The organism is Streptomyces sp. NPDC093544, from assembly GCF_040683495.1.
GTDB lineage: Bacteria > Actinomycetota > Actinomycetes > Streptomycetales > Streptomycetaceae > Streptomyces.
In genome coordinates, this window is record NZ_JBFBEA010000009.1 from 119,697 (window position 1) to 145,182 (window position 25,486).

A 25,486-nucleotide genomic window follows, 5' to 3' on the forward strand; every position below is an offset into this window, starting at 1 on the left:
GTGCGACCGGCTATTTTTTTGGTCTTACATTCGGCTCGTGCTTGCAATTCATTCGGCTATGAGTGCCGGGAATTCCTCGATGCGTGCCATATCGAGGAAGGTTCTCCATGAACCGCTCAGCTCGCACGAACGACCGTTACTCCAAGACCCGTAAGGACGGCTTCGCCGGTTCCGACCGAGGGGCCCGCCTCCGACCGCAGGGCCAGGATCGCCCCGGTGCCCGCTCAGGTGGCAACGGACGCCGTCCGTCCGCGCCGCAGGGAGAGTTCGCGCTGCCGGTGACCATCACCCCGGGGCTCCCCGCGGTTGCGGCTTTCAGCGAACTGGACCTGCCCGCCGAGTTGTTGAAGGCACTCACCGACCTCGGAGTGCACGAACCGTTCCCGATCCAGGCCGCCACCCTGCCGAACTCCCTCGCAGGCCGCGACGTCCTGGGCCGTGGGCGTACCGGATCGGGCAAGACGCTCGCCTTCGGCCTTGGGCTCCTGGTGCGTACGGCCGGACAGCGTGCCGAGGCCAAGAAGCCGCTGGCCCTGATCCTGGTCCCCACCCGCGAACTCGCCCAGCAGGTCACCGATGCGCTCACCCCGTACGCCCGGCTGCTGAAGCTGCGGATGGCCACCGTGGTCGGCGGAATGTCGATCGGCAGGCAGGCGGGGGCACTGCGTACAGGGGCGGAGGTCGTCGTCGCGACTCCGGGCCGCCTCATGGATCTCATCGAGCGCAGGGACTGCCGCCTGGACCGGGTGAGCATCACCGTCCTGGACGAAGCCGACCAGATGGCCGACATGGGCTTCATGCCTCAGGTCACCGAACTGCTCGACCAGGTACGCCCCGGCGGCCAGCGCATGCTGTTCTCGGCCACGCTGGACCGCAACATCGACCTTCTGGTCCGTAAGTACCTGCATGACCCGGTGGTCCACTCGGTCGACCCGTCGGAGGGCGCGGTCACCACGATGGAACATCACGTCCTGTACGTGCACGGCGCCGACAAGTTCGCCACCGCCACCGAGATCGCCGCCCGCGACGGCCGCGTGCTCATGTTCCTGGACACCAAGCACGCCGTCGACCAGTTCACCAAGCACCTGCTGCACAGCGGCGTAAAGGCCTCGGCACTGCACGGTGGTAAGTCGCAGCCCCAACGCACCCGCACACTCGCACAGTTCAAGACCGGCCACGTCACGGTGCTGGTGGCCACCAACGTCGCCGCTCGCGGTATCCATGTCGACGACCTCGATCTCGTCGTCAACGTCGACCCGCCCAGCGACCACAAGGACTACCTGCACCGCGGCGGCCGTACGGCGCGCGCCGGCGAGTCCGGCAGTGTCGTCACCCTGGTGACGCCCAACCAACGACGTGACATGACCCGCGTGATGTCCGACGCCGGTATCAGGCCGCAGATCACCCAGATCCGCTCAGGCGAAGCCGAGCTGAGCCGCATCACCGGTGCCCAGGCACCCTCCGGTGTTCCCATCGGTGGCAGCGGCAGCGGCAGTGGCAGCAGCGGGACGGTCACGGAGCGGCCCAAGCGCGGCGGAGCCCCCTTCCGTGGCATGGGCACCCTCCCGGGCAGGGCGGGTCGCGTCAGTGGCGAGTCCCGCAGGGCCGCCGAGGCCCGCCAGACAGCCGAGGCGCGAAAGGCCGCTCGGGTCCGTCGGGGCGCGTAGTCCGAGCGCGGGCTGACCGGGTGCATCGGCCCGGCCGGGCGGCGATCAGTGTTGTCCGGCCTTGCTCCAGCAAGCGGGTCCACCGGGCTTGCTCTCGGCACATCAGGCCGCCGGGGTGTCCAGGGGCCGCAGTTCGTCCGCGTACGAGACGGAGATACGGCGCATCAGGCCGTCGTCGGTGATGTCGTACTGGCCAAGGCGCCACAGCGGTGGCGAGTACGCGTGGACGGAGACCGCGTCGTCGGTGGCGCCGGTGAGGCGGTGGATGTGCTCGGGCCCGAAGCAGAAGGAGTCGCCCGCGCCGACCGTGACGGACAGATGGCTGCCCCCTATACGTGGGTTGGACTCGTTCAGCGCACCCTGGACGACGGCGACCGCTCCGGAGGAGATGTCGTGGTCGTGCCAGCCGGTGTCGTTCTGCCGGGTCCAGCACAGCAGCCAGACGTCGACGTACTCGTCGCGATACAACGACGCGTAGTGCCGCTCCTTGTCCGAGAACGCGACCTGTTCGCGCCAGAGGTCGGGACGGTCGGCGAGTTCGTCGACGAGTGACTGAAGTTCGCGCTTGTCGAGGGTGCGGTCCGGCAGGGCCTGATACGTCATGGGGTGGCTCCCTTCAGCAACCGGGCGGGGTTGATGGTGCGTAGGGCGTGGACGGCGGCGTCCGCGCCGAGGTCGGGGATGGTGAGGCGCGCGTAGGGGCGGTCGCTGCCGCTGACGATCACGTCGATGCCGACGGCCCGGACAAGCGCGTCCACGGCGCGTGTTCCGTAGGACGAGGTGTCGTAGAAGGCGTCGAAATCGATCTCGCCGCGCCCGCCGCCGCGGGCCGCGAGTCGCTCGCCATGCAGCGGGGCCAGGCCCGCGAGAGCGGCGAAGCAGACACGCAAGCGCGGGTGCCGGGCGCGGCCGAAGGCGCGGAAGGCGAACCAGGACGCGTGCATCTGCTCGACGTAGGGGACCAGGGCAGGCCACCAGGACGGGACGTCGGGGGTGGGCGGGGTGGCGCCCGGATGGATGAAGAGCGGCTTGTCGTGATGGGTGAGGACGTCGAGGAGGGGTGCGCAGCGGTCCCAGCCGGACGCGTTCAGCAGGGCGGTGGCGGGGAGTTGGAGGCCTCGGCAGCCACGGCGGAGCTCCTGTTCGACTGCTTCGACCGCCCCGGGGATCGGCGATGACAGGCAGGGCGAGGCGCAGACGCCGAAAGGGTCAGGCAGGGCCAGTGCGCCGTCGTGGAACGCGGTGAGCAGTTGCGTGGCCTCGGTGGGCGGCAGGTATTCGATGCCGAGCGGGCTCGACAGTGAGACCAGGGCCAGGTCGAGGCCGTCGGTCCGAGCGAGTGCGGTGCGCGCCGCGATGTCGTGGTCGGCCGGGTCGACCTTGTAGGGCGGTTCACCTGCCAGGTGCAGGATCCAGCCGTCGAGGTGAGGCGGCGCGGTACGGGCGCGCAGCACCTCGATGAACTCGGGCGGCCAGAAGTGCTGGTGGACATCGGTGGGCACGCGGCAGTCCTTGGGAGAGTCACCGTGGAGAGTCGGTTCGAGCAGGAGGTTAACCGCTTCACTTATGCGCTTAACTTAAGCGCTTAACAAGGTGATGTGTCAAGGGTGCGCCGCAGGACTGACGGGTCCCGGTAGGCTTCCGGTATGGCCAGGCCCAATAAGCGCACCACCCTCCGGGAGGTGGCCGAGGCCACGGGTCTCTCCACCGCAGCCGTCTCCTATGCCCTGCGCGGCAAGCACGTCTCGAAGGAGACAGAGGAGCGGGTGCGCAAGGTTGCCGCCGAGCTCGGCTACGAGGCCGACCCCATCGCCCGCGCGCTGGCCAGCGGCCGCACCAGCATGGTCGGCGTCATCGCGGGCGACCTCCAGGACCTGTGGCAGCAACAGCTGATGGCGGCAATCGGCCGGGAACTCCTCGCCGGCGACCGCTACGCGCTGATTCTGGACGCAGGCGGCGATCCCGACCGCGAGCTGGTGCTCGCCAAGCAACTGCGCGACCAGCGCGTCGACGCGCTGCTGGTGTCGCCGGTGAACCCAGCGGCCGAGGGATGGGCGGCGATCGCCGAGGCGCTGCCGGTGGTGGCCGTCGGGGACTCGCTCAGCGCGGCCCGTACGGCCGGAGAGGTCATCTTCGACAACCGGGCCGGCATCGACGCCGTACTGGAGTATCTGCACGATCTCGGCCACCGGCGGGTGACCGTTCTGACCCCGACCCGGCCGAGCACGCCGGACCGGCCCGCCGACGTGTATGCGCGCGAAGCCGCCGAGCGGCTCGGGCTGCTTGCCGAACTGGTGCCCTGTCCGCAGGAGTTGGGCGAGGCGACGGCGGTCGCGCGGCGCCTCCTGGAGGGCCCGCGGCCCGCGACGGCGGTCTTCTGCTTCTCCGACTCCCTGGCGTACGGCGTGTACGCGGCGGCGGCCGAGGCCTCACTCGAAGTCGGCCGGGACGTCTCCGTGGTCGGCTTCGACGATCACCCGGTGTCGCGGGTTCTCACCCCACCACTGACCACGGTGGACTGGGGACTGGCCGGGATCGCCGACGAGGCGGCCCGGCTGATCGTCGCGGCGATCGAGGGGAAGCGAGTCCGGAAGAAGCGGATTCTCTGCGCGCCGCGGATGAGTGAGCGAGGGTCGGCGGTACGGGTGCAGGGGCCCTGAGCCTGCGCCTTCGGGCCCCGCTTGCCCCGCTGTCCCAAGGTCGCGGCCGGACTATGAACGGGCCTCCGTCCGCGGCACGTTGTACCCCTCGACCCGCAGCGCGGGCCGGCCCGAGGGGAGCGTGTCGGCGGGCCAGGAGAGGGTGATCTCCCGCGACTCGTCGGGCAGCAGCCACACGTAGTTGTCGCTGTACAGCGTCGGCAGCGCGCGAGCGCCGGTCCTGCTGTCCAGCAGCGACAGCCTCACCATCGCCGCGACGGCCGAGCCGCGGTTGTGGATCCTGGCTTTCGCCGCGCGCCGTGATCCCACGCGCGTCACCTGTCCGATGTCGGCGGACACCTTCACCGCCTTGGCCTTGTTGAGCGCCTGCATGTCGGACGCCTGGCGGTAGCGCCAGTAGGTGTTCTGCGACAGGAGCCGACCTCGGCCGTCCTCAAGGCCGAGGCGCAGAAGGTGGAAGTCCGGCAGGGAGCTCGCGAACGCGGCGGTGAACGCCTCGGCCGTCGCGGACGAGGCGACATCCACTGTGGCGCGCCGTGTCGAGCCGAGCTGCCGCCCGCCCAGGTCGTAGGCGCGCGCCGTGACCGTCACGTCGTTGAGCGCGCGCGGGGTGTGATTGACCGCGATGACCTGCCAGTTCACGGGGTCGGCCTGGACGTGGACGGGTTCACATGCCGTGCGGGAGCCGTAGTACATGCCGTTGACGTCGAAGTCGTAGTCGTACGTCTGCCACACCGTGCTGTGCCAGGCCGGGTGGGACATCCACAGCATGAGGCCGCTGGCGTCCTTCCACAGGTGCTGGTTCCACGCCTCGAACATGGCGCGGGCGTTCTCGTAGTTGACGAACTGCGCCTTGCGCGCGAAGTCGTCGAGCCCCTTGGCGGTGTCGAGTCGGGCCTCGATGGCCGCTTGGTAGTTCTGCGGGGCCTGGTTACCCCGGGTGCTCCAGTCGTGGTAGAGCCACGCGCCGCCGATCGGCCATTCAGGCTCGTCGCCGACGAGGTTGCGCACGCTCTCGGCGGTGGACACCACAGGCATGCCGATCTCGGTGTGGAAGCCGAAGTTGCCGCTCCCGTAGGTGGCGGGGGAGAAGTAGCGGTCGGGCTCCACCCAGCCGTAGGGGCCGCCCCCGGTGACGATGCTGCCTGCCGAGTTGTTCTGGTAGAGGATGTCGGGCGCCTCGGCCCTGACCGCCTCGCGCATGCCGGTGTCGATGGCCTCGGGCGGGTTGCCCTCGTTGGCACCGCACCAGACGACGACGCTGGGATGGATCCGATAGCGCCGTACGGTGTCCCGCGCCAGGTCGTTGTAGGCCGTGTGGTCCGGCGGATCCATTGCCCAGGCGTTGGGGAAGTCGTTCCACACCAGCAGGCCGTGCTCGTCGCAACTGGCGAAGAACTCCTCCCGGTTGCTGGACGCGACCCAGTTGCGGATCATCGTGAAGTTCATGTCCCGGTGCATGCGCACGGCCGCGTCCATCCGGGCCGCCGGCATCCGGCGCAGCAGCTCGTCCCAGCCCCAGTTGCCCCCGCGGCAGAAGACCCGGACACCGTTCACGCTGATCTTCAGCGGGTCCGGGGTGTTGTCCACGGACTTGACGTCCGTCCATGTGTCACCGTCGTCGGACACCTGGATCACATACGTCTTCGGGTACGCCTGCTCCCACACGATGACGACCCGGTCGAAGGAGACGGCCGAGCCCAGGTCCACCCGGATCCACTGGTCGTCCTGGTACTCCGAGGCCCAACGGGAGCCCGGATCGCCGTCGGTCGCGTTGGACGCGGTGTTGCCGGAGTCCTCCGTGGAGGCGGTGGCTGTCCTGTGCAGAGCCAGGTCGTTACCGGGGGAAGCACTGTCGACCACCGAAAGGGTCCACAACGAGTTGCCCCAACTGGTTGCTCGGGCACCGCAGTTGATCCGTACGTACCGTGAGGTGCGGGCGGTGAAGTCCACCGTCTGCAGGCTCGCGGCGCCGCTGTTGAACGGCAGGGGAACCGCGCCGTTGTCCACCGACCCCGCGTCGGTCCACGCCGAGCCGTCGGTCGAGACCTGTACGACGAACGTTTTGGCGTACGCCTGCTCCCAGGCCAGGTCGACCCGGTCGAAGGCGACGACGGATCCGAGGTCCACCTGGATCCACTGGTCGTCCTCGAAGGCCGAGGACCAGCGGGAGCGCGGGTCGCCGTCGGTCGCGTTGGATGCCGCGTTGCCTGAGTCCTCGGTGGCGGCGGTGGCCGGCTTGTGCAGGGCCAGGTCGGTACCGGCCGAGGTGCTGTCGAACACCGAGAGGGCCCACAGCGAGAAGCCCCAACTCGTGGCCCGAGTCAGGCACTTGATCCGCACGTACCGCGCTTCTCGCGCCCCGAGAGGCACCGGCTGGGTGTAGCGGTTGCTGCTCCCGCTGAACGGCAGCGGCACCGCGTACTCATAGCCGAACTGCCGTATCCCGAACCGCGTGGTGCGCCGGTCGCTCTCCTGGCCGTCGACCGAGGCGGTGAGCGTCAGATCGTGCAGGTCGGGGCTGCCATAGCCGTTGGGCCACCACAACTTGGGATCGGGCAGCCGCAACGAGGCGTACGTGGAGGGCGCGAAGGTCACGTCGACGCTCTCGCCGCCGGCCACCGTCACCGTCTGAGACACCCGTACGTCGTCGAAGGCGGCCGTGACGGTGACCCGTCTGCTCGCGGAGTCCACGTTGCGCACCGGGACCACGATCGTCACCTCCGCGCTGGAGGTGTCCGGCAGGTCGGGGAGTTTTGTGTCCACGTGTGGGTCGCCGATGACCGCGTGGCCGGTCGAGCGCAGCCGTACGTGGTTCCAGATGCCGGAGACCCGGTCGCGCACCGCCGGCATCCAGTCCCAGCCCGAAGCAGCAAGGTACGTCGGTGAGTTCTGGTTCATCATGGTGGCGCCTGCGTCCACGAAGGCGAGTCCGGCCGGGCCCTTGTCACCCGGGCTGCCGGGGAACGGCATGGGGGTGATCCTGACGGCCAGGGCCTGTTCGCCGTTCCCGCCGAGCACCTTCGTCACGTCGTGGGTGGACCGGGCGAAGGGATACGTCAGACCGCCCACCTTCTGTCCGTTGAGCCAGACCTCCGCGGTGTGGTTGATGCCGTCGAACTCCAGCCAGATGTGCCGTCCTGAGCCGGTGCGCAGGCCGCGCGGCAGCTCGAAGCCTCGCCGGTACCACCACGAGTGCCGTGACAGGGCCTCCGGAATGTGCAGGTTGTTGAAGCCCGCCACCGGATCCGGGAGATGACCTTGGTCCACCAGCGAGGCCAGTACCGTCCCCGGGACGGTCGCGGGCAGCCAGCGGCTCGTGTCCACGTCCGGCCGGGACAGCTCCGCGCCCTCCCCGCCGGCCCAGTCGTCCATGGTGAGCGTCCAACCGGACTCCAGCGGGACCGTGCCGTCGGCGGCCGCCTTGAGCGCGGGAGCCCGGTGGTCGTGGGTGCCCCAGTCGGTCCAGCCGGTCGCCTGCGGGCGGTGTCCCTGCTCCGAGCCGTAGACCTCGAAGCCGTTGAGCCCCAGCGGGTTGGCGTTGGAGCGCTTGGTCACGGTCATCCGCACCCAGCGAGCGGTGACCGGCCTGGCCGGCGTGATCTCCACGACTCCGCCCTTGCCGGACGTGGTCCGGTGGATCGTGGTCCACGCGTGGTGGTCCCGCGAGGTCTCGACGACGAACTCCACCGCGCAACTGGAGAGGATCTCCTGACCGGTCGTGCGGTCGCGGGGATTGCCGCCGGTGGAGGGTACGAAGACCGGGTCGTCGGCTGTCGCCTCGAAGGTGAGGCGTACGGAGTCGACCGCGCAGTCCGCCTGCAGGTCCACCGAGATCCACTGCGGGTCACCGTCGGCGGCACGCCAGCCGGTGCCCTTCACGCCCACGGAGTTGAGCTTGTCCACGACGAACTCGCCGGGCGTGGGCGCGTAGTCGGTGGACGACACGGAGATCGGGCGATAGGCGGCGAGTTCACCCCGGGCTCCGGTGGGCCTCAAAGGCGTCGCCGCGTAGCCGTTTTGAGGGAGCGTGACTCCAAGGCCGAAGCCTGCGAGCAGAGTTGAACCGGTGGCCAGGACCGCGCGGCGGGAGGGACGGGGCGGCTCAGTCGACATGTGCGGTGGTCCATTCCTGACGGTCCCGGAGGGGAGCAAGTGACCTCTGTGCCCGATGTGATGACAACGTTGCCAAAGACTCCGTCCGCTCCGATCCCTTGTCAAGGTTTCTCGCACAGTCCGTCCACAGGAGGCGAGTTCAGGTCCCGCCCCTCGCCCCGCGGCTTCGGTGATGGGGAAGACCGGATTGGAGTCATCCTTGAGGATCACAGGAGCGCGGTACCCCGGTACCGTCCGCGCTCCGGAACCAGCCCGCGGTACCGGGTTTTCGACCCTCCCCGTTCCTATCGTTGGAGCATGGCCCCCGGCGGCACCGCGCACGGACCGGCCTCGCCACGCTCACGCAGGGACGGAACATGATCGAGATAAACCGGCTGGTCAAGAGGTACGGCGAGAAGATTGCCGTCGACGGACTCGACTTCACCGTGAAGCCGGGTGTGGTCACGGGATTCCTCGGCCCCAACGGCGCCGGCAAGTCCACCACGATGCGTGTGATCGTCGGCCTGGACGCGCCCACCAGTGGCTCGGTGACGGTCAACGGCCGCCGCTACAAGGAGCATCGAGCGCCGCTGCAGGAGGTGGGTACGCTGCTGGAAGCCAAGTCGATCCACCCCGGCCGCTCCGCCTTCAACCACCTGAACGCCCTCGCACTCACCCACGGCATCCCACGCCGCCGGGTGCAGGAAGTCATCGAGATGACCGGTCTCACCCAGGTCGCCGGCAAGCGCGCGGGAGCGTTCTCCCTGGGTATGGGCCAGCGCCTGGGCATCGCCGCCGCACTGCTCGGTGATCCGCAGACCGTGATGCTGGACGAGCCGGTCAACGGACTCGACCCGGAGGGCGTGTTGTGGATCCGTCGCCTTCTCACCGGACTCGCCGAGGAGGGACGTACCGTCTTCGTCTCCTCGCACCTGATGAGTGAGATGGCGTTGACCGCCACCAACCTGGTCGTCGTCGGGCGCGGCAGGCTCCTTGCCGACACCACGGTCGAACGGTTCATCCAGGAGGCCGGAGGCCACAGCGTGAAGGTCCTGACGGGGGATCCGGCCCGGCTGCGGGAGGTATTGCTCGGACCGGACGTGGAGATCACCGGTGCCACGGGCTCCGAGGAGCTTCACGTCACGGGCCTGGACGCACGTCAGATCGGCGCGACGGCCTTCGAGCACTCCATTCCCCTCTACGAGCTCACCCCGCGGGCCGTCTCCCTGGAAGAGGCGTTCATGGCCATGACCGGTGACGCCGTCGAGTATCACGGGACCACTTCCAGCACCCCCGTCGGGAGCACCGTATGAGCACCCTGACCGCCGAACCCACCGCCGCCCGGACCCGTCCCGAGTACAGGGTCACCGGCGTGCACGTGCTGCGCTCGGAATGGGCCAAGCTCTGGTCGCTGCGCTCTACTTGGATCACTCTGGGCCTGTCGCTGGTGATCCTTGTCGGGTTCGGGCTGATCTTCGCCTCCGCCTACTCGTCGGGCGGCAACGGCCGGGGGCCGGGGTCGGATGTGCAGGACGGGATCGCCGTCGCGCTCGGCGGGATCAACTTCGCTCAACTCGCCCTCGGCGTGCTCGGCGTCCTGGTCATGGCCGGGGAGTACTCGACCGGCATGATCCGCTCCACCCTCGCGGCCGTCCCGACCCGCCTGCCCGTATTGTGGTCCAAGATCGTCGCTTTTGGCGGCATCGCCTTCCTTATCACCACGGTCGCCGTGTTCGTGTCCTTCTTCGCGACGCAAGGTGTGCTGAGCGGCTCCGACATCGAGCTCGGTATCTCGGACTCGGGCGTGGTGCGCAGTCTCCTCGGGGCCGGGGCGTACCTCGCGCTCGCGGGCGTCCTGGGTGTGGCGCTGGGTGCGCTGCTCCGCTCGGTCGCCGGTGGCATCGGACTGCTGGTCGTCGTCCTCATGCTGCTGCCGGTCTTCAGCGGACTGCTGTCCACCTCACTGCAGGACGACATCAGCCCCTACCTGCCCAGCAACGCCGGAGGCTCGATGTTCGCCCTCCATCAGGCGAGCAATACCCTCAGCCCAGGAGCGGGTCTGGCGGTCCTCGTCGGCTGGGTCGCCCTGGCTGTCGCCGGTGCCGCCTGGCGGTTGAAGCGCTCCGACGTGTGACGGGCGGTGTCGCCTGGCGGCTGAATCGCTCTGACGCGCGACGGGCGCAAAGGCGTAGACGGTCCATGCCCCCGCGATCGCTCTACAGTGATCGCGGGGGCTTGCGACCAGGGTGGAGCGGACCCGAAGGGGAAGGTGGAAGCGCCGTGCGATCCGGCAACCTCCCGCGGGGCGAGCTGTTCCCGCCGGAACTGGACGTGCTGTGGAGCAACCGGCTGGTGCGCCGGGTCGTTGGCCTGGCCAGTGCGGTGCGCAGGCTGGGCCGTAAGCACCCGGTGCTGCTGGACTCGCTCCTTGCCCTGCTGGTGCTCGCGAACAGCCTGGTCGATCTGCTCGTACCCGATGGCAGGCATGACCCGGACGCCCGTCCGGACATCTCCGTGCTGCTCCTGGTTTCGATGGCCGGGCAAACGCTTCCCCTGATCTGGCGGCGCCGGGCCCCGTCCGTCGTCCTGGCGGCAGTGCTGCTCAGCTGCCTGCTCCAGTGGTCCCAGGGTGGCGAGTTCCGCAGCGGCGTCGGCAGCCTCATGATCGCCCTGTACTCGATGGCCCGCTACGACTGGATCAAGAGACTTCCGTGGGCGGCGCTCGGCACGGTGGTGGCACTCACCGTGGCCGCTTTCTGCTTCCAGCCGTTCGATCAGCAGTCCCTGACCATCCTCTTCTTCCTGTGCTCCTCGGCCACTGCCGCGATCGCTGTGGCGTTGGTCGTCCGGGTGCGCGAGGCCCAGCTCAGCGCGCTGGCCGACCGGGCGACACAGCTGGAAGTGGAACGCGCGCAGCGTGAGCAGCTCGCCGTCTTCGCCGAGCGCACCCGGGTCTCCCGGGAGATGCACGACATCGTCGGCCACAACCTCGCCGTCATCATCGGTCTCGCCGACGGCGCTGCGGCCGCCCCGGATGCCGACCGCAGCGCCCAGATCCTGCGGATCATCGCAGGCACGGGCCGGCAGGCGCTGAGTGAACTGCGCCGCACCCTCGGCGCCCTGCGTGAACGCCCCGATCAACAGGAAGACACCGTTGCCCTGAGTCCACAGCCGGGAACCGCCGACCTCGGCGGCCTGCTGGAGCGTACCCAGGCCGCCGGCCCACGGATCTCCTACCGCACCGCGGGCCGGCACGACGCCATGACCCCGGGCGTACAACTAGCGGTCTACCGCATCGTCCAGGAAGCGCTGACCAACAGCCTCAAGCACGCAGGACCTGAGACCTCCGTCCAGGTCGTACTGCGTGTCACCGACCGAGCGGTCGACGTGAGCGTCCGTGACAGCGGACCGCCCCAAGGTTCACCGAAGCCCGAACCCACAGGTCACACAGGTCACACAGGTCAAATGGGGCAGGGTCTCGTCGGCATTTCCGAACGCGCGGCCCTCGCGGGGGGCAGCGCCGAGGCCGGGCCGACGGACAGTGGTGGCTGGGTCGTGCACGCCGTCCTCCCCCTGCTCCCGCCCCCAGCCGTTGGAGAGAACCGGCCATGACCACGGTGCTCATCGTCGACGACCAGCCGTTGCAACGCCTCGGCTTTCGCATGCTGCTCGATGCCCATCCCGACACCAGCGTGGTCGGGGAGGCCGGACACGGTGCCGAGGCCGTCCGGCAGACAGCCTCGCTGCGCCCGGACGTGGTTCTCATGGACATCCGTATGCCCGGTGTGGACGGCATCGAGGCCACCCGCCGCATCGTGGCTTCCGGGAGCCGCTCGCGGGTGCTGGTGCTCACCACATTCGATCTGGACGAGTACGCCTATGGCGCGCTGCGCGCGGGGGCGAGCGGCTTCCTGCTCAAGGACGCGCTGCCGGACGAACTGCTGGCCGGCATCCGTGCGGTCGCCGCCGGAGACGCGGTCGCGGCCCCGGCTCTGACCCGACGGCTGCTGGACGCCTTCGTGAAGAAGTCACCGGAACCGGCCGACGCCGGTGGCGCGGAAGCCGATTCCCGGCTGGCCGCTCTCACCGGACGTGAGCGGGAAGTCCTGCTGGCCATGGCCCGTGGGCTGACCAACACCGAGATCGCGGAGCTGTTGGTGTTGTCGGCCTCCACCATCAAGACCCATGTCGGCAAGGTCCTCGCGAAGATCGGCGCTCGCGACCGTGTCCACGCCGTCATCATCGCCTACGAGGCAGGCATCGTGGGGAACGACCGACCCCGATGACACGGCAGCTTGAACCTTGTGGCTTCCTGGTCAGGCGACTTGATCGTCGCTGAGCACAGTGGTCACCAGGTCGAGGAAGCGGTCGAAGTCGAGTTCGGAAACGGTCCGGATGACGGGCAGGTCCTCCCGTCCGTGGTGCGCACGTCGCTCGACGACTGTCATGCCACGGGTCAGTTCCCCGCGTCGTTCCACGTCGCAGCGGACCTCGACACACTCGATGAGCGTGGGGTCGATGAGAGCGGCGACGGCCACGCTGTCGATGAGGGAGCAGTACGACTGGTAGCCGCGCCCCTTGACGTAGTCCACCACCCGGGCGGCGAGGGCGGCTTCCGGGGTCCGCGCGCGGCGCAGCCGGTCGAGGTCGCTGTCGCGGAAGTTGATGCGGGGATGGGTGGCGATGTCGAGTCCGACGGCCACGAGATCGAACCCGGCCCGGAAGACCCGGTGGGCTGCTTCGGGGTCGACGAATATGTTCCATTCGCTGACCGCGTTGTCGCCGGTGGCCTGGGACCAGGCGTAGGGGGTGAGTCCGTAGGAGCCGCCGATGATGACGAGTTCGCTCACCTTCTCGGGCAGCAGGGGGTCGATCTCCAGGGCGAGGGCGATGTTGGTCAGCGGCGCGAGTGCCGCGATGCTGATGTCACCGGCGTGGGCGTTGACGGTGTCCACGATCAGCTGCGGGGCCGACCGCGGGTCGACGGTGCGCGCCGACGTGGGGAAGCGGGATTCGGCGAGGCCGTCGCTGCCGTGCGAGAAGGGGTCGACCGGGTAGTCGCCGTCCAGTGGCAGCAGGGGCCCCTGGCCGACCGGGATGTCATCGCGGCCGAGCAGGTCGAGGACGCGCAGCGCGTTCGCCGCGGTCTTGTCCGAGGTCAGGTTGCCCGTCGCAGCGGTGACAGCGAGGGTTCGCAGCTCGTGCGACTTCAGCGCGAGGATGATCGCGAGGGCGTCGTCCATGCCCGGGTCGGTGTCGATCAGAAGGTTTTTCACACGTGCCTTTCTCGCATTCGGCGTCCCGGCTCCGGGCGTCCGGGGGAGTACTCCGCCGAGAGCCGGGACACTGAAAGGTATGGTAGGTATAACAACAAGCAGATTCAATGGGGGATGTCGAAACTCGGGGTAACGCACAGGAACTCGGAGGAACGAGAGTGTCCCAGCGGCTCGTTGCGGTGTTCTCCCATGCGGTGACCGACGAGGTCTACACGGCTGACGGCACGCTGTCGGCCCGTGAGGTCGGCGGAGCCGGAGCGTACGCGGCCGTCGGGGCGAGCCTGGTGTCCGCGCCCTGGAGCACGGCCATCGTGTCGGGCGTCGGCGCGTCGGATCGACAGCGGCTGAGCGCGTGGTTCCGCAGGCGCGAGATCGACCCTGTGGGACTCTTCGAGGTCGGCGAGCGCAGCCCGGTCACCCGCGTGCGCTATCGGGACGACGGGGAGCGCGTGGAGGAGTCCGTGCTCGGGGACGCCCACTTCGCCGCGCACACCCCCTTCCCCAGCCGGTGGCCGGTCGGGCAGGACCGGTTGGCGGGCGCCTATCTCTTCCACGGCACCGACGAGCGGTACTGGAACGAGGTCGCCGCGCTGCGGCCGCAGTGGCGCGGCCCGGTCCTCTGGGAGATCGCCGCCGACGCCTGCACCCCGGCCGGCCGTGCCCGGGTGGCTGAGCTGGCCGCGATCGTCGACGTACTGTCGCTCAACGCCGCCGAGGCCGCGGCCCTGACCGGCCGGCCGGACCCACTCGACGCGTTGACCCGACTGCCTGGGAACGGCCTCGTGGTGATCCTGCGGTGCGGCGCCGCCGGGTCGCTGGTCCGGCACGGACGCAGGACCTGGCACGTGGCGGCGGCGCCCGGCCCGGTGGTCGACCCGACCGGCGGCGGCAACGCCTACTCGGGAGCCTTCCTTGCCGCCTACGCCTCGACCGGCGACATCCCCGCCTCGGCGCGGGCCGCCGCGGCCGCCGCCTCGCGCACCATCGCGCAGTACGGCGCTCCGGCCGTCGGTCCCCGAGAGCGCGACGAGACCCGGCGCGCCGTCCGCGAAGTGACGGTGTCCGCGACCACCACGTGACGAAGGAGCAGACATGGCCGCTGGAACAGGTACAGACGCTGAAGCGGGCGTCGCCGCTGGAACAGGTACAGACGCTGAAGCGGGCGTCGCCGCTGGAGCAGGGGCAGGCGCTGACGCAGGCCCGAGCGACATGCCGGGACCGGGTTGGAACCCCGCCCGGATCTACGACGACTACGGCCTCGCCGGCCACCTGCCCCGCCGTGGGCTGCTCCGGGACGGCAAGCCGGCGCTGTCCGGGATCGATCCGAGCCGGGTGGCCCGCTATGTCCTGGTGACCGTGCGCGATCCGCTCTGCGCGTACGACGAGGATCCGGCCGAGCAGATCGCGCGGCGGCTCGACGAGCCCGAGCGGATCGGCGACTCGGGGATGTTCACGACCTACTCGGGGCGCTGCGAGGGCGTGCCCGTGACCGTCGTCTCGGGCGGGAGCGGCTCCCCCGAGGCCGAGCTGATCATGCATGAGCTGCTGGAGTTCACCGAGGCGGACACCTTCGTACGGGTCGGCGGCTCCGGTGGCATCCACCCCCGGGCGTTGCCCGGAGACGTGGTCGTCACCACCGGGGTCGTGCGGGACGAGGGGATGACCCGCGCCTACATTCCGGCGTCCTATCCGGCGGTCGCCCACCATGAAGTGGTCCTGGCGATGTCGCGGGCCGCCGTCGAACTCGGCTGCTCCTTCCATCAGGGCATCACCAGGTCGAGTGACTCCGATTTCTGCGGGGTGGGCCGCCCTGGCGTGGGTGGCTATTTCCAGCCATGGCATCTCGACATCCTCGAAACCTGGGCCCGGGCGGGCGTGCTCAACGGGGACCGGGAGTCCGCCGCCGTGGTGACGCTCGCCGGGCTGTTCGGCAAGCGGGGCGGCTCGGTCTGCTCCGTCGCCGACAATGTCATCGCCAACAGGCCTTTCGTCGCCGGAGCCGGTCATGTGGCGGCCGTCGACGTCGCGTTGCGCGGAGTGGTCCAGCTCGCCCGTCTCGACGCGGCCAAGGCGGCTTCGGGCGGTGGCCCCTGGGTGCCGGCGTCCTTCGAAGCCGTGTCCGAAACTCGTTGACACCACACAACAGTGGTCCTATGGTACTGAGATCAGTACCAATAACAACGAGGTTAGTGGTGCTCCTGGCGGACCCGGAAGGGCCGGCGTGCGGTAGCGAAGGAGCTTGGTACATGAGCAGATCAGGAATCCGGGTGCTCGGCGCGGGCCTGGCGGCGATGGCCGTCGTGCTCTCCGCGTGTTCCGGCGGCGGTTCCTCAGCCGCCGGAGGTCGTCAGACCCTCCAGCTTTGGTTCTGGGGCGCGTCGCCGGAGCAGCAGAAGACCATGAAGTCGGTGCTCGTCGACGGGTTCGACAAGTCGCAGAGCAAGTACAACCTCGAAGTCACCTTCAACAACGCCGTGGACAAGAACGTCCAAGTGGCGCTCTCCGCCAACAAGGGCCCCGACATCGTCTACGGATCAGGGCCGTCGTTCGCCGCGGCCTACGCGGTCCAGGGCAAGCTGGCCGACATGACCCCGTACGCGGAGAAGTACGGGTGGAAGGACCGGATCCTGACGCCGATGTACGACTCGGGAACCGTGAACGGCAAGCTCTACTCGCTGCCCAACTCGCTGGAGAACCTGGGCATCTTCTACAACAAGAAGGTCCTGGATCAACTGGGCGTCGGGGTCCCGACCACCTTCGCAGAGCTGACCGCGGACATGGACAAGGCCGCCAAGGCGGGCATGTACCCCTCGGTCACCGGGAACAAGGGCTGGAAGCCGGTCAACCAGAACTACATCTCGATGTTCCTGACCCATGTGGCGGGCGGCAAGGCCGTCTACGACGCGCTGCAGGGCAAGATCAAATGGACCGACCCGAAGATCGTCAAGGCGGTCGACGACTCCGCCGACTTCTACAAGAAGGGCTACCTCGGCGGTAAGGACTACGCGAATCTGAACTTCACGGAGTCCATGCAGCTGCTGGCTCAGGGCAAGTCACCCTTCTTCTTCGGCCCCACGCTGGCCTTCCAGTTCGCCAGCGACTACTTCAACGACGCCGCCGGGAACACCTCGGACCTCGGCTTCGCCCCCTTCCCGAACGTCACCGCAGGCCTGCCCTCGCCCAGCGGGACCCTCGGCACCACGGCCTCGCTGTCCATCAACGCCCACTCCTCGAACAAGGACGGGGCGGCCGAGGTGATCGACTACATGATGAGCGACAAGTTCGCGCAGGAGATGAACAAGACCTGGCCCGGGTACTGGGGCGTCCCGCTGAAGAACTGGGACCTCGACCCCGACTCGTACACCGGTCTGTCGAAGGAGTTCGTCCAGTCGGTCAAGGACACGGTCGACATGGTCAACACGGGCGACTACGGCTTCTTCGCGGGCACCTTCTTCCCGCCGGCCACCGCCACCGCCTTCACCGACATCGACGGGGTCTGGCTCGGCACGGAGAGTACGACCGATTTCCTGAAGAAGGTTCAGTCGACCTTCGACGACGAGAAGGCCAAGGGTCTGGTGCCACCGGTGCCCGAACCCGCCGGGTAACGGTCCGTCCCCACCGACTCAGAACCGTCGGATGCCGCGGGCCCACGGCGCGGCATCCGACGCTCGGAGGAATGCGAGCATGACAGCTACGGCAACTCTGGCGCCCCACCGGGAAGGCCAGGCCCCCGCACCGGACCACCGGGCCCGCCGCTCCTACCAACGCCGCCGGTCGCTGGTCAACCACCTGCTGGTCGCACCGGCTCTGCTCCTGTCGGTCCTGGTCGTCGTCGTACCCGGCGTGCTGACCGCGATGGCAGCCTTCACGGACTGGACCGGCGTCGGCTTCCACGCGAACTACGTCGGCCTGCGCAACTTCACCGACATCTTCTCCGACCCCGTCTTCACGACCGCGCTGAGCAACAACATCAAATGGCTCGCCCTCTTCCTCACCCTCCCCGCGGTCTTCGGCCTGCTGACCGCGTGGCTCCTGCTCCGCAGACGCCGCACGCGCACCTTCTACCAGGTCGTCTACCTCATGCCGTACGTCCTGGCGCCGGTGGTCAACGCGATGGTGTGGCTGAGCATCATCTACAACCCCAACGGCGGAGTCACCGGTGTCCTGCACATCGAGTCACCGCTGTCGAGCCTGCACGGGGCGATCTACGCTGCCGCGGCGGTCGACATGTGGCACTACTGGGGCTTCCTCACCGTCGTCTACTTCGGCGCCATGCGGCAGACACCGGTCGAGCAGGTGGAGGCGGCCATCGTCGACGGCGCGGGCTCCTGGCAGGTCTTCCGGCATGTCTATCTCCCCAGCATCCGCCCCACGTTGCTGCTCATGGGCGTGATGACGGTCATCTTCTCCTTCCTCGCCTTCGACTACGTCTACCTGCTCACGCAGGGCGGCCCCGCACACGGCAGCGAGGTGCTCGGCACCTACGCATACGCCTTCGCGTTCTCGGCGTTCGAGTTCGGCAAGGCGGCCGCCGTCGGGCTCATCATGAGCTTCTTCGGACTGATCGCCTCGTGTGTCTACACCTGGATGAGCCGGAGGCAACTGTCGTCATGAGGAACCGACTCAAGGGCGTCCTGGCTCACACCGTGCTCCTGGTGTTCGCCGCCACGGCCCTCTTCCCGCTCCTGTTGGTCCTGCTCAACAGCTTCAAGACCAACGCGGGCGTCACCGGCAGCCCCTTCGCGCTCCCGAAGTCGTTCACCCTGTCCAACTTCGAAACCGCCTGGCAGTACGGCGCGTTCGGCACCGGATTCATCAACAGCGTCCTGCTCACCGGGACCACGGTCGTCGTCGTACTGCTCTGTTCGTCCCTGGCCGGTTACGTCCTGGCCGGACAGAAGATCCGCATGTGGCCCGCCATCATGGTCTACCTGACCATGGCCATGACGGTGCCGATCCAGCTGTTCATCTTTCCGCTGTACGCCGGTGTCGCCGCCCTGGGGCTGCTCGACAACGTTTTCGCCGTCGGCGTGATCCTCGCGGCGATCAACATGCCGTTCGCGACCTTCCTGATGCGCACCTTCTTCCTCAACGTCCCCAAGGAACTCGAAGAGGCGGCACTGGTCGACGGCGTCAACGTCTTCCAGTTGATCCACCGCGTCCTGTTGCCCGTCGTACGGCCCGGTCTGATCACCGTGGGGATCATCGTCGGCCTGAACGCCTGGAACGACTTCCTCATCTCCTCGACCTTCCTGCACGACCCCTCCGACCAGACCGTCACCCTCGGCTTCCTGTCGATGAACGGCACCTTCTCCACCCAGCTCGGGGCCATGATGGCGGGTGCCCTGATCCTCATCCTCCCCGTCCTCGGCGTCTTCATCGCCCTGCAGCGTTACGTCGTGGACGGCATGGCCGGCGGCGCGGTCAAGGGCTGACATGACGACATATCCCGTACGACAGAAGCGTGTTGAGCATCAGCGGTACGCCGAGCAGGTGTACGCCGGAGTCCTCGGCAAGATCATCGGTGTCTATCTCGGCCGCCCAGTCGAGGGCTGGGCCTACGAGGACATCGCCGACCGGTTCGGCGAGGTCGGCCGGTACGTCAACGACGACCTGGGCGTTCCGCTGATCGTCGCCGACGACGACATCTCCGGCACCCTCGCCTTCGCCCGCGTCGTCCTCGACAACCCGGGCCGGACGGTCGAGGCGTCCGATGTCGGAGACACCTGGCTCAACTACGTCATCGAGGACCGCACGATCCTGTGGTGGGGCGGCATGGGACGGTCCACCGAGCACACCGCGTACCTCAACCTGCGCCGTGGCATACCGGCCCCGCGCAGCGGATCCATCGCCGTCAACGGCCGCACCCTCGCCGAGCAGATCGGCGCCCAGATCTTCAGCGACGCCTTCGGTCTGATGCTCCCCGGCGACCCCGACCGCGCCGTCGCGCTGACCAGGGCCGCCGCGTCGGTCAGCCACGACGGCGACGCGCTGGAGTCGGCCGGACTGCTCGCCGCCATGCGCGCGCTGGCCTTCGACGAGCCCGACCTCGACCGCCTCCTCGACGCAGGCACCGCGTACGTACGCTCTCCGGCGGTACGCCGCCTGCTGGACGACGTCCGCGCCAACTGCTCCGCCGGACAAGACTGGCGCGACATCCGCGACTGGGTGGACCGGCACTACGGGTACGCCCGCTACCTCGGCCCCTGCCATGCGCTGTCCAACCTGGCGATGTCACTCGGCGCGCTGCTCGGCGCCGGCGACAGTTTCCCCGCCTCGGTGATGATCGCCTCGTCCGTCGGCTTCGACACCGACAGCAACGCCGGGACCGTGGGCTGCCTCAACGGCGTACGCCTCGGTCTCGACGCACTGAGCGAGGGCCCCGACCTGAGGACTCCCGCGGCGGATCGGCTGCTTGTCGTCACCTCCGACGGAGGGGAGTGCGTCAGCGACGCCACCCGGGAGGCCGACCGGATCCTGGCCTCCGCAACCACCCTCGCCGGAGGTGAACTCCTGCCGCCGCGGCCCCGGTTCACCTTCGCCTACCGCGGCTCGGTCCAGGGCTTCACCGCCTGCCCCTACCACCCGGGTGGCGACGTCCACGGGACAGGGAACGGTCTGCGCGTCGACCTCGGCGGTTCCCCCGAGGCGGTGACAAGACACGTGTCCACACCCACGTTCCTCGACCCCGCCGAGACCAGCGGCAACTTCTCCACTCTCGCCAGCCCCACGCTCTACCCCGGCCAGACGCTGACCGCCCGCCTGTCCGCCGCGCGCGAGGGCACCAGCGTCCGCCCCTATTGCCTGTACGCCGACGGGGATCAGATCAGGACCCTCCTCGGCGAGGCACACCTGCTGGGCCCTGCCCCTCGTACGGTCAACTGGCAGGTCCCTCCCGCTGATGGCGGGGTCCCCTTCCGGGTCGGATTCGCCTTCACCGGAACCGGGACCGAGGCGTTCCTGCACGAACTCGACTGGCGCGGCGCACCGCAGCACTTCGAGCAGAGCGGCGTCCTGCTCTCCTCGATCTGGGACACCAAACCCCAGGCACTCGCGCCCTGGGTGAGCTCGGCCAAGAACTTCGAGGCCGACTTCGCCGTCACCTACTCCGTGTCCCACCCGGACACCCTCGGCGTTGTCACCACCGGCACCCGGGACTGGACCGACTACGCCGTCGCCAGCCGGCTCGCCTTCTCCCTGCACGAGAGTGCAGGCCTGGTGGTCCGCAGCAGGGGCCACCGCCGCTTCTACGCCGGAGTCTTCAGTGGTGGGGACCGCCTGCGCCTGCTGCACCAGCGCGACGGCGAACGCCGCATTCTGGCCGAGACCCCGTTCTCGTACGAACGCGACCGCCCCTACGCGGTCGAACTGCGCTGTCGAGGCAGGGACCTCGAGCTGTCCGTCGACGGCAGCACCCAGCTCACCGGCGCCACCGCCGACACCCTCGGCGGCGGCACCGGATTCATCGTGGAGCGCGGCGCCGTCGCGGCCGACGGCGTACGCATCTCACGTCTTCCCGCGCCCTGAGCGGTACAGCGCGGTGAAGGACCCATGGAACGAAAACGAAAGGCACAACGATGAGCACTCCCCCCACGATCGGCAAGTGGCAGCGCTTCAGCGTGAACACCAAGCCCGCCGACGGGTACGCCGCACCCGTCGGCTACACCGATCTCACTCCGCGGCTCAGGGACGCCGTCCCGCCGCAGCTGGGCGACGGGACGCTCACGGTCTACATCCCGCACACCACCTGCACGCTGATCCTCAACTCCGGTGTCGACGGCACCACGTTGCACGACATCCGGCTGTACATCGAGGGGCAGATACCCGTGGGTCGCCCCTTCGTCCACCTGCACGACGGACCGCAGGACGCGGCCGCGCACGTGCGGTGCGTCTTCGGTGCCCAGTCACTGACTCTGCCCGTCGTCGAGGGGCAGTTGGGGATCGGACACAGCCAGGGCATCTACCTCCTGGAGCTGGACGGGCCGCGCGACCGCACCGTCCAGTACGCCTTCTCCCGGTTCTCGCAGTGACGTTGGTCGGCATCCACGGGGGACTCTCGGTCGACCATCTGGTCACCGAGCCTGCCGGGGCACGCTTCTCGTGCCCCGGCGGGCCCGCCCTGTTCGCCGCACTGGGCGCGCGGCTCGTCTACGGCACCGATGTCCGCGTGAGCTGTCCGCTGCCCGAGGACGCCCCCGAGTTCGCGCGGCTCTTCGACGACTTGGGCGTCGACCGGCGGCATTGCCGACAGGTGTCGACCGTGCCGAGGTTGTGGATCCTGAACTCCGCGCGCGGACGGCGCATCGTCACTCAGGACACGACAGCGCGTACTGAACTCGAAGGACCCGATCCGGTCGGGCCGGGGTCGCTGGACTCGCTTCCAGCTCCGGCAGCCGGTTTCCAGGACGGCCTCGACGGGCTGGTCGCTTCGTCCCCCACCGAGCGGCCCGAGGCGGACCCCAAGACCCGGGTCGGGCTCGACCCGCACCAGACCCTGGTCGCCGAACAGGGACTGGACCACCTGCGTCGGGTTGTCTCCGCGATGACCGTACTGCTGCCCAGTCGCGTCCAGTTGAGCCTGCTGGACTCCGACCCACGCCGCGCCGCCAGGTCACTGGCGGCCGAACTGAGCCTGCCGGTGATCGCCCGCCTCGACGCCGAGGGCAGTTACGTCGTCACCGCCGACGGCGTCTGGTCCGTACGCGACCAGGCGGTCACCGTCGTGGAGACCACCGGCGCAGGTGACGCCTGCGCGGGCGCCGTCGTGGCCGCCCTCGCCGCCGGCGCCGACCCCGTCGACGCCGCCCTGTTCGGCACCAGCATCGCCCGCACCGCCCTCGCCGGCTGGGGCCACGAGACCCTCGCAGCGGCGACCCCCGTCACACGACCCTTCCCCGGCATCACCACCCGCAAGGAGCACTAGAACCATGCCCGCCACACCCGTACCCGCCACCGAAAGTGCCGCGCTGCGCGACGCTCTGCTGGACGTGTCCCCGGTGACCGTCGGCAGTGTCCCGGACCTGGGACGCGCGGTCTTCGTCGGCTCGGGGGACTCCCTGGCCTCCGGCCTGATCGCCACCGGATTCGGCCACCGCGCCCTGTCGGCCGGCGATGTCACCTGGAGCGAGAGCCTGCCCGCCGCCTGCGACACCCTCGTGGGCATCTCGCACTCCGGAACCTCCGGCGCCACCGTCCAGGCCTTGCGCATGGCCCGGACCGCCGGGCTGAAGACGGTCGCCATCACCTCGCAGGCGTCCTCGCCGCTGGCGGACAGCGCCGACGAGGTCCAGTTGGTGCCCGCGCTCAGGGTGGAGGAAGTAGTCCCCTGCGCCGGACACGTCATGCTCGCCCAAGGGGTGGCCGCCGTCTGCGGAGTCGACACCTCGCCGTTCAACCTGGCCCTCGCGAAAAGCCTGGACGGCATCCGCGTGGCGGTCGAGGCACAGGTGCGCGCGCTGCCCGAGTCCGCGCCGACCGCCATGTCGGTCCTGTCACTTCCGGAACTTTGCAGCGGAGCCGACTTCTGGGTCCTGAAGCTGATCGAGGCCTGCGGACTGGCGGTACGCAGCGTGCCCCTGGAAGAGAGCGGGCACGTCGACTACTTCATCGGCCCCGAGCAGCACCTCACTCTCCAACTGATCGGCCCGCACGGCCGACCGCGATTCGACCGCCTGGCCGAGGCCCTGCGTACCACCGGCCAGACCGTCGTTCAGGTCGACGCCGGCGAGCTGACGGACCCCGATGTGCCGGACGCCGCCGTTCTGCGTGACATCGCCACGGCGGTGGCCGGGGCCTGGGTCGCCCATGGTGCGGCGCTGCGATGGGGTCGTCCGCCCTTCCGCGGCGGAGCGGTGAACATGGACGCGAAGCACATCAAACTCGACTCCTGACGCACGCGCGGTACGCCTTCGCGCGACCTGCTGTCTCCACTGGGCTCGCACGATAGGTGTTAATATTGAGACCAATTGTGCGGCGTGGTCTGCGGCGCGCGAAGGCCGAGGGGAGTCCGTAGGTGTCCGTCGTCGATGGTGCGACGACCGACCGGGGGCGCATGTCCGTGCACCCGGTGGATCGCAGGTCGCCCATGCCCGCCTGGGCTCAGGTGCAGCGTGATCTGCGTCGGCAGATCGACCAGGAACTTCAGACGGGCTACCGGCTGCCGACCGAGCGCGAACTCTCCGAACTCTACGGCGTCAGCCGCATCACCATCCGACAGGCGCTCGGTGCTCTGGCGGCGGACGGCTACGTCGAGCGCAGACAGGGCGCCGGGACCTTCGTCGCCGACATCCCGGAACCTGTCCAGCACGACTTCGCGCTCACCACGCCGTGGCGGGACCGCTTTCACGCCGCGGGCCAGACCGCGAAGTCCGTCCAACTGCGTGACGAGCCCGCCGAACCCGAGCCGCACGAGCTGGTCAAGCTCATCACCCCGGAGGAAGCCTCCGCCAAGCGGCTGCACCTCAAGCGGCTGCACGTGGTCAACGACCGCGCCATCGGGCTCACGGACTCGTGGGTCCCCGAGCCCATGGCGCCCGGGCTGTCCGATCGGCTTCTCGTCGACGGCTCCCTGTCCCGGACCCTTCGCGAGATCTTCGAGCTCGTTCCCGCCGACGCCAACCACTATCTCGAGGTCGGCGCGGCCAATTCCCATGAGGCCCGTCTGCTGAACACGACCCTCGACGCGCCGCTGTTCGTCGTGTGGTCGGTGGCCCGCCTGGAAGACGGCCGACTGCTGGAGACCACACGGACCGCGTGGCTCGGGAGCAGGGTGCGCTTCCACTACACGTCCTGAGTGCTTCCTGATGATTCCCCGGCTCCGCTGAGGCAGAACCGGACCCGGCGTGAGGCGCGTGCCGAGCGCTGGTCGGCGCGTCCCGGAAGGCCTCATGTCTCTTCTACGGGCATGGTGGAAGAGTGATCGTGCTGGCCGTTCTGTTCGCTGTCATGGGGGCCGCCAGTAATGCGGCCGGTACCGCTTTCCAGCGGAAGGCGGCGTCCACCGTGGCGCGCGGCGGTGGACTGCGCCTGTTGTTCGATCTGGCTCGGCGTCCGGCGTGGCTGATCGGAATGGCCGGGGTTGTCGCGGCCGCGGTTTTCCAGGCCCTGGCTCTGGTGAACGGGCCGCTGGCGCTGGTGCAGCCCTTGTTCATTCTGGAACTGCCGCTGGCCCTGCTGATCGCCATTCCGCTGCTGCACAGGCGCCTGCCCCGTGCGGGCTGGTGGGCCGTCGCCGGTGTGGTTGCCGGCCTCGCCCTGGTCCTCGGCTCGGCCGCTCCCTCGGGGGCCGGCGACCAGGCCGCCATGGTGAGGTGGATTCCGGTGCTGGTGCTGTGCCTGGGGGCGATGGGCGCACTGGTCGCCGTGGCCCGTCCGGGGCACCCGCCGCTGTTCCGGGCCGCCGTGCTGGGATCGGCGTCCGCCGTCGGCAACGCCCTGACCGCCGCGCTGCTGAAGTCGGCTACGGGCACCCTCGCCGACAATGGTTTCGCCGCGTTCCTCGGCGCGTGGCAGACCTACGGGTTCGCGGTGACCGGCGTCAGCGCCATCCTGCTGCTGGAGAACGCGTTGCAGGCCGGTGCCTTGGCGGCCTCGCAGCCCGCTCTGACCATCGGTGACGCGATGGTCAGCCTGCTGCTGGGCGTCACCCTGTTCGGGGAGACGGTCCGTACCGGGTGGTGGCTGCTCCCCGAGGCGATCGGGACCGCGGCGATTCTGTGGGGCGTGCTGCGGCTGACCCGTGTGGTGCCGCACATTCGCCAGGTCACGGGGTAGCCGCTCACCTCCCGGT

General features: G+C 69.1%; 21 protein-coding genes. 17 read left to right on the forward strand and 4 right to left on the reverse strand.

Annotation, left to right across the window (positions count from 1 at the left end):
* Positions 1-107: 107 nt before the first annotated feature.
* Positions 108-1,667: a DEAD/DEAH box helicase gene (locus tag AB0N66_RS15600; RefSeq protein WP_365433978.1), complete on the forward strand. Its 1,560-nt coding sequence runs from the start codon at positions 108-110 to the stop codon at positions 1,665-1,667.
* A gap of 102 nt (positions 1,668-1,769) precedes the next feature.
* Here AB0N66_RS15600 and AB0N66_RS15605 read toward each other — a convergent pair whose 3' ends face one another.
* Positions 1,770-2,270: a cysteine dioxygenase family protein gene (locus tag AB0N66_RS15605; RefSeq protein ID WP_365433981.1), complete on the reverse strand. Its 501-nt coding sequence runs from the start codon at positions 2,268-2,270 to the stop codon at positions 1,770-1,772.
* Complete coding sequence (locus AB0N66_RS15610; protein WP_365433984.1) at positions 2,267-3,169, reverse strand: amidohydrolase; 903 nt, start codon at positions 3,167-3,169, stop codon at positions 2,267-2,269. The genes AB0N66_RS15605 and AB0N66_RS15610 overlap by 4 nt, the downstream gene beginning before the upstream one ends.
* A gap of 144 nt (positions 3,170-3,313) precedes the next feature.
* Here AB0N66_RS15610 and AB0N66_RS15615 point away from each other — a divergent pair, with 144 nt between their 5' ends.
* Entirely contained in the window at positions 3,314-4,327 is a 1,014-nt protein-coding gene (locus tag AB0N66_RS15615) for a LacI family DNA-binding transcriptional regulator (RefSeq protein WP_365433987.1), read from the forward strand.
* A 51-nt stretch (positions 4,328-4,378) separates the two neighbouring features.
* Here AB0N66_RS15615 and AB0N66_RS15620 read toward each other — a convergent pair whose 3' ends face one another.
* Positions 4,379-8,443 (reverse strand): discoidin domain-containing protein, encoded by a 4,065-nt coding sequence (locus tag AB0N66_RS15620; protein WP_365433990.1) that lies wholly within the window; start codon positions 8,441-8,443, stop codon positions 4,379-4,381.
* A gap of 356 nt (positions 8,444-8,799) precedes the next feature.
* Between AB0N66_RS15620 and AB0N66_RS15625 the strand changes: the two genes are divergently transcribed.
* The 4 genes from AB0N66_RS15625 to AB0N66_RS15640 all read left to right on the forward strand — a co-directional run bounded on the left by AB0N66_RS15625 (position 8,800) and on the right by AB0N66_RS15640 (position 12,708).
* Positions 8,800-9,735: an ATP-binding cassette domain-containing protein gene (locus AB0N66_RS15625; RefSeq protein ID WP_365433993.1), complete on the forward strand. Its 936-nt coding sequence runs from the start codon at positions 8,800-8,802 to the stop codon at positions 9,733-9,735.
* Positions 9,732-10,556 carry an ABC transporter permease gene (locus AB0N66_RS15630; RefSeq protein WP_365433996.1) on the forward strand — a complete coding sequence of 275 codons (825 nt, stop codon included), beginning with the start codon at positions 9,732-9,734 and terminating at the stop codon, positions 10,554-10,556. The genes AB0N66_RS15625 and AB0N66_RS15630 overlap by 4 nt, the downstream gene beginning before the upstream one ends.
* Positions 10,557-10,702: 146 nt before the next feature.
* Positions 10,703-12,034 carry a histidine kinase gene (locus AB0N66_RS15635; protein WP_365433999.1) on the forward strand — a complete coding sequence of 444 codons (1,332 nt, stop codon included), beginning with the start codon at positions 10,703-10,705 and terminating at the stop codon, positions 12,032-12,034.
* Positions 12,031-12,708 (forward strand): response regulator transcription factor, encoded by a 678-nt coding sequence (locus AB0N66_RS15640; protein WP_365434002.1) that lies wholly within the window; start codon positions 12,031-12,033, stop codon positions 12,706-12,708. Before AB0N66_RS15635 ends, AB0N66_RS15640 begins: the two co-directional genes overlap by 4 nt.
* Before the next feature lie 30 nt (positions 12,709-12,738).
* On the opposite strand, the gene AB0N66_RS15645 is transcribed toward AB0N66_RS15640, so the two are convergent.
* Positions 12,739-13,698: a nucleoside hydrolase gene (locus AB0N66_RS15645; RefSeq protein WP_365434005.1), complete on the reverse strand. Its 960-nt coding sequence runs from the start codon at positions 13,696-13,698 to the stop codon at positions 12,739-12,741.
* A 158-nt stretch (positions 13,699-13,856) separates the two neighbouring features.
* Here AB0N66_RS15645 and AB0N66_RS15650 point away from each other — a divergent pair, with 158 nt between their 5' ends.
* The 11 genes from AB0N66_RS15650 to AB0N66_RS15700 all read left to right on the forward strand — a co-directional run bounded on the left by AB0N66_RS15650 (position 13,857) and on the right by AB0N66_RS15700 (position 25,470).
* Positions 13,857-14,777, forward strand: a complete 921-nt coding sequence (locus AB0N66_RS15650; protein WP_365434008.1) for a PfkB family carbohydrate kinase — start codon at positions 13,857-13,859, stop codon at positions 14,775-14,777.
* Between the two features lie 130 nt (positions 14,778-14,907).
* Positions 14,908-15,831 (forward strand): nucleoside phosphorylase, encoded by a 924-nt coding sequence (locus AB0N66_RS15655; RefSeq protein ID WP_365434011.1) that lies wholly within the window; start codon positions 14,908-14,910, stop codon positions 15,829-15,831.
* Positions 15,832-15,944: 113 nt separating this feature from the next.
* Positions 15,945-17,303: an extracellular solute-binding protein gene (locus tag AB0N66_RS15660; RefSeq protein ID WP_365434014.1), complete on the forward strand. Its 1,359-nt coding sequence runs from the start codon at positions 15,945-15,947 to the stop codon at positions 17,301-17,303.
* Between the two features lie 79 nt (positions 17,304-17,382).
* Positions 17,383-18,312, forward strand: a complete 930-nt coding sequence (locus tag AB0N66_RS15665; RefSeq protein ID WP_365434017.1) for a sugar ABC transporter permease — start codon at positions 17,383-17,385, stop codon at positions 18,310-18,312.
* Positions 18,309-19,133 carry a carbohydrate ABC transporter permease gene (locus AB0N66_RS15670; protein WP_365434020.1) on the forward strand — a complete coding sequence of 275 codons (825 nt, stop codon included), beginning with the start codon at positions 18,309-18,311 and terminating at the stop codon, positions 19,131-19,133. The genes AB0N66_RS15665 and AB0N66_RS15670 overlap by 4 nt, the downstream gene beginning before the upstream one ends.
* Position 19,134: 1 nt before the next feature.
* Positions 19,135-21,225, forward strand: coding sequence for an ADP-ribosylglycohydrolase family protein (locus AB0N66_RS15675; protein WP_365434023.1), 2,091 nt, complete (start codon positions 19,135-19,137; stop codon positions 21,223-21,225).
* A 50-nt stretch (positions 21,226-21,275) separates the two neighbouring features.
* Positions 21,276-21,728: a secondary thiamine-phosphate synthase enzyme YjbQ gene (locus tag AB0N66_RS15680; protein WP_365434026.1), complete on the forward strand. Its 453-nt coding sequence runs from the start codon at positions 21,276-21,278 to the stop codon at positions 21,726-21,728.
* Positions 21,725-22,621 (forward strand): PfkB family carbohydrate kinase, encoded by an 897-nt coding sequence (locus AB0N66_RS15685; RefSeq protein ID WP_365434029.1) that lies wholly within the window; start codon positions 21,725-21,727, stop codon positions 22,619-22,621. Before AB0N66_RS15680 ends, AB0N66_RS15685 begins: the two co-directional genes overlap by 4 nt.
* A gap of 4 nt (positions 22,622-22,625) precedes the next feature.
* A complete protein-coding gene (locus tag AB0N66_RS15690) occupies positions 22,626-23,588 on the forward strand; it encodes an SIS domain-containing protein (RefSeq protein ID WP_365434032.1) in 963 nt (320 codons plus the stop codon).
* Between the two features lie 122 nt (positions 23,589-23,710).
* A complete protein-coding gene (locus tag AB0N66_RS15695) occupies positions 23,711-24,490 on the forward strand; it encodes a GntR family transcriptional regulator (RefSeq protein ID WP_365434035.1) in 780 nt (259 codons plus the stop codon).
* A gap of 122 nt (positions 24,491-24,612) precedes the next feature.
* On the forward strand, positions 24,613-25,470 hold the full coding sequence (locus AB0N66_RS15700) for a DMT family transporter (protein ID WP_365434038.1): 858 nt from the start codon (positions 24,613-24,615) through the stop codon (positions 25,468-25,470).
* The last annotated feature ends 16 nt before the right edge of the window (positions 25,471-25,486 follow it).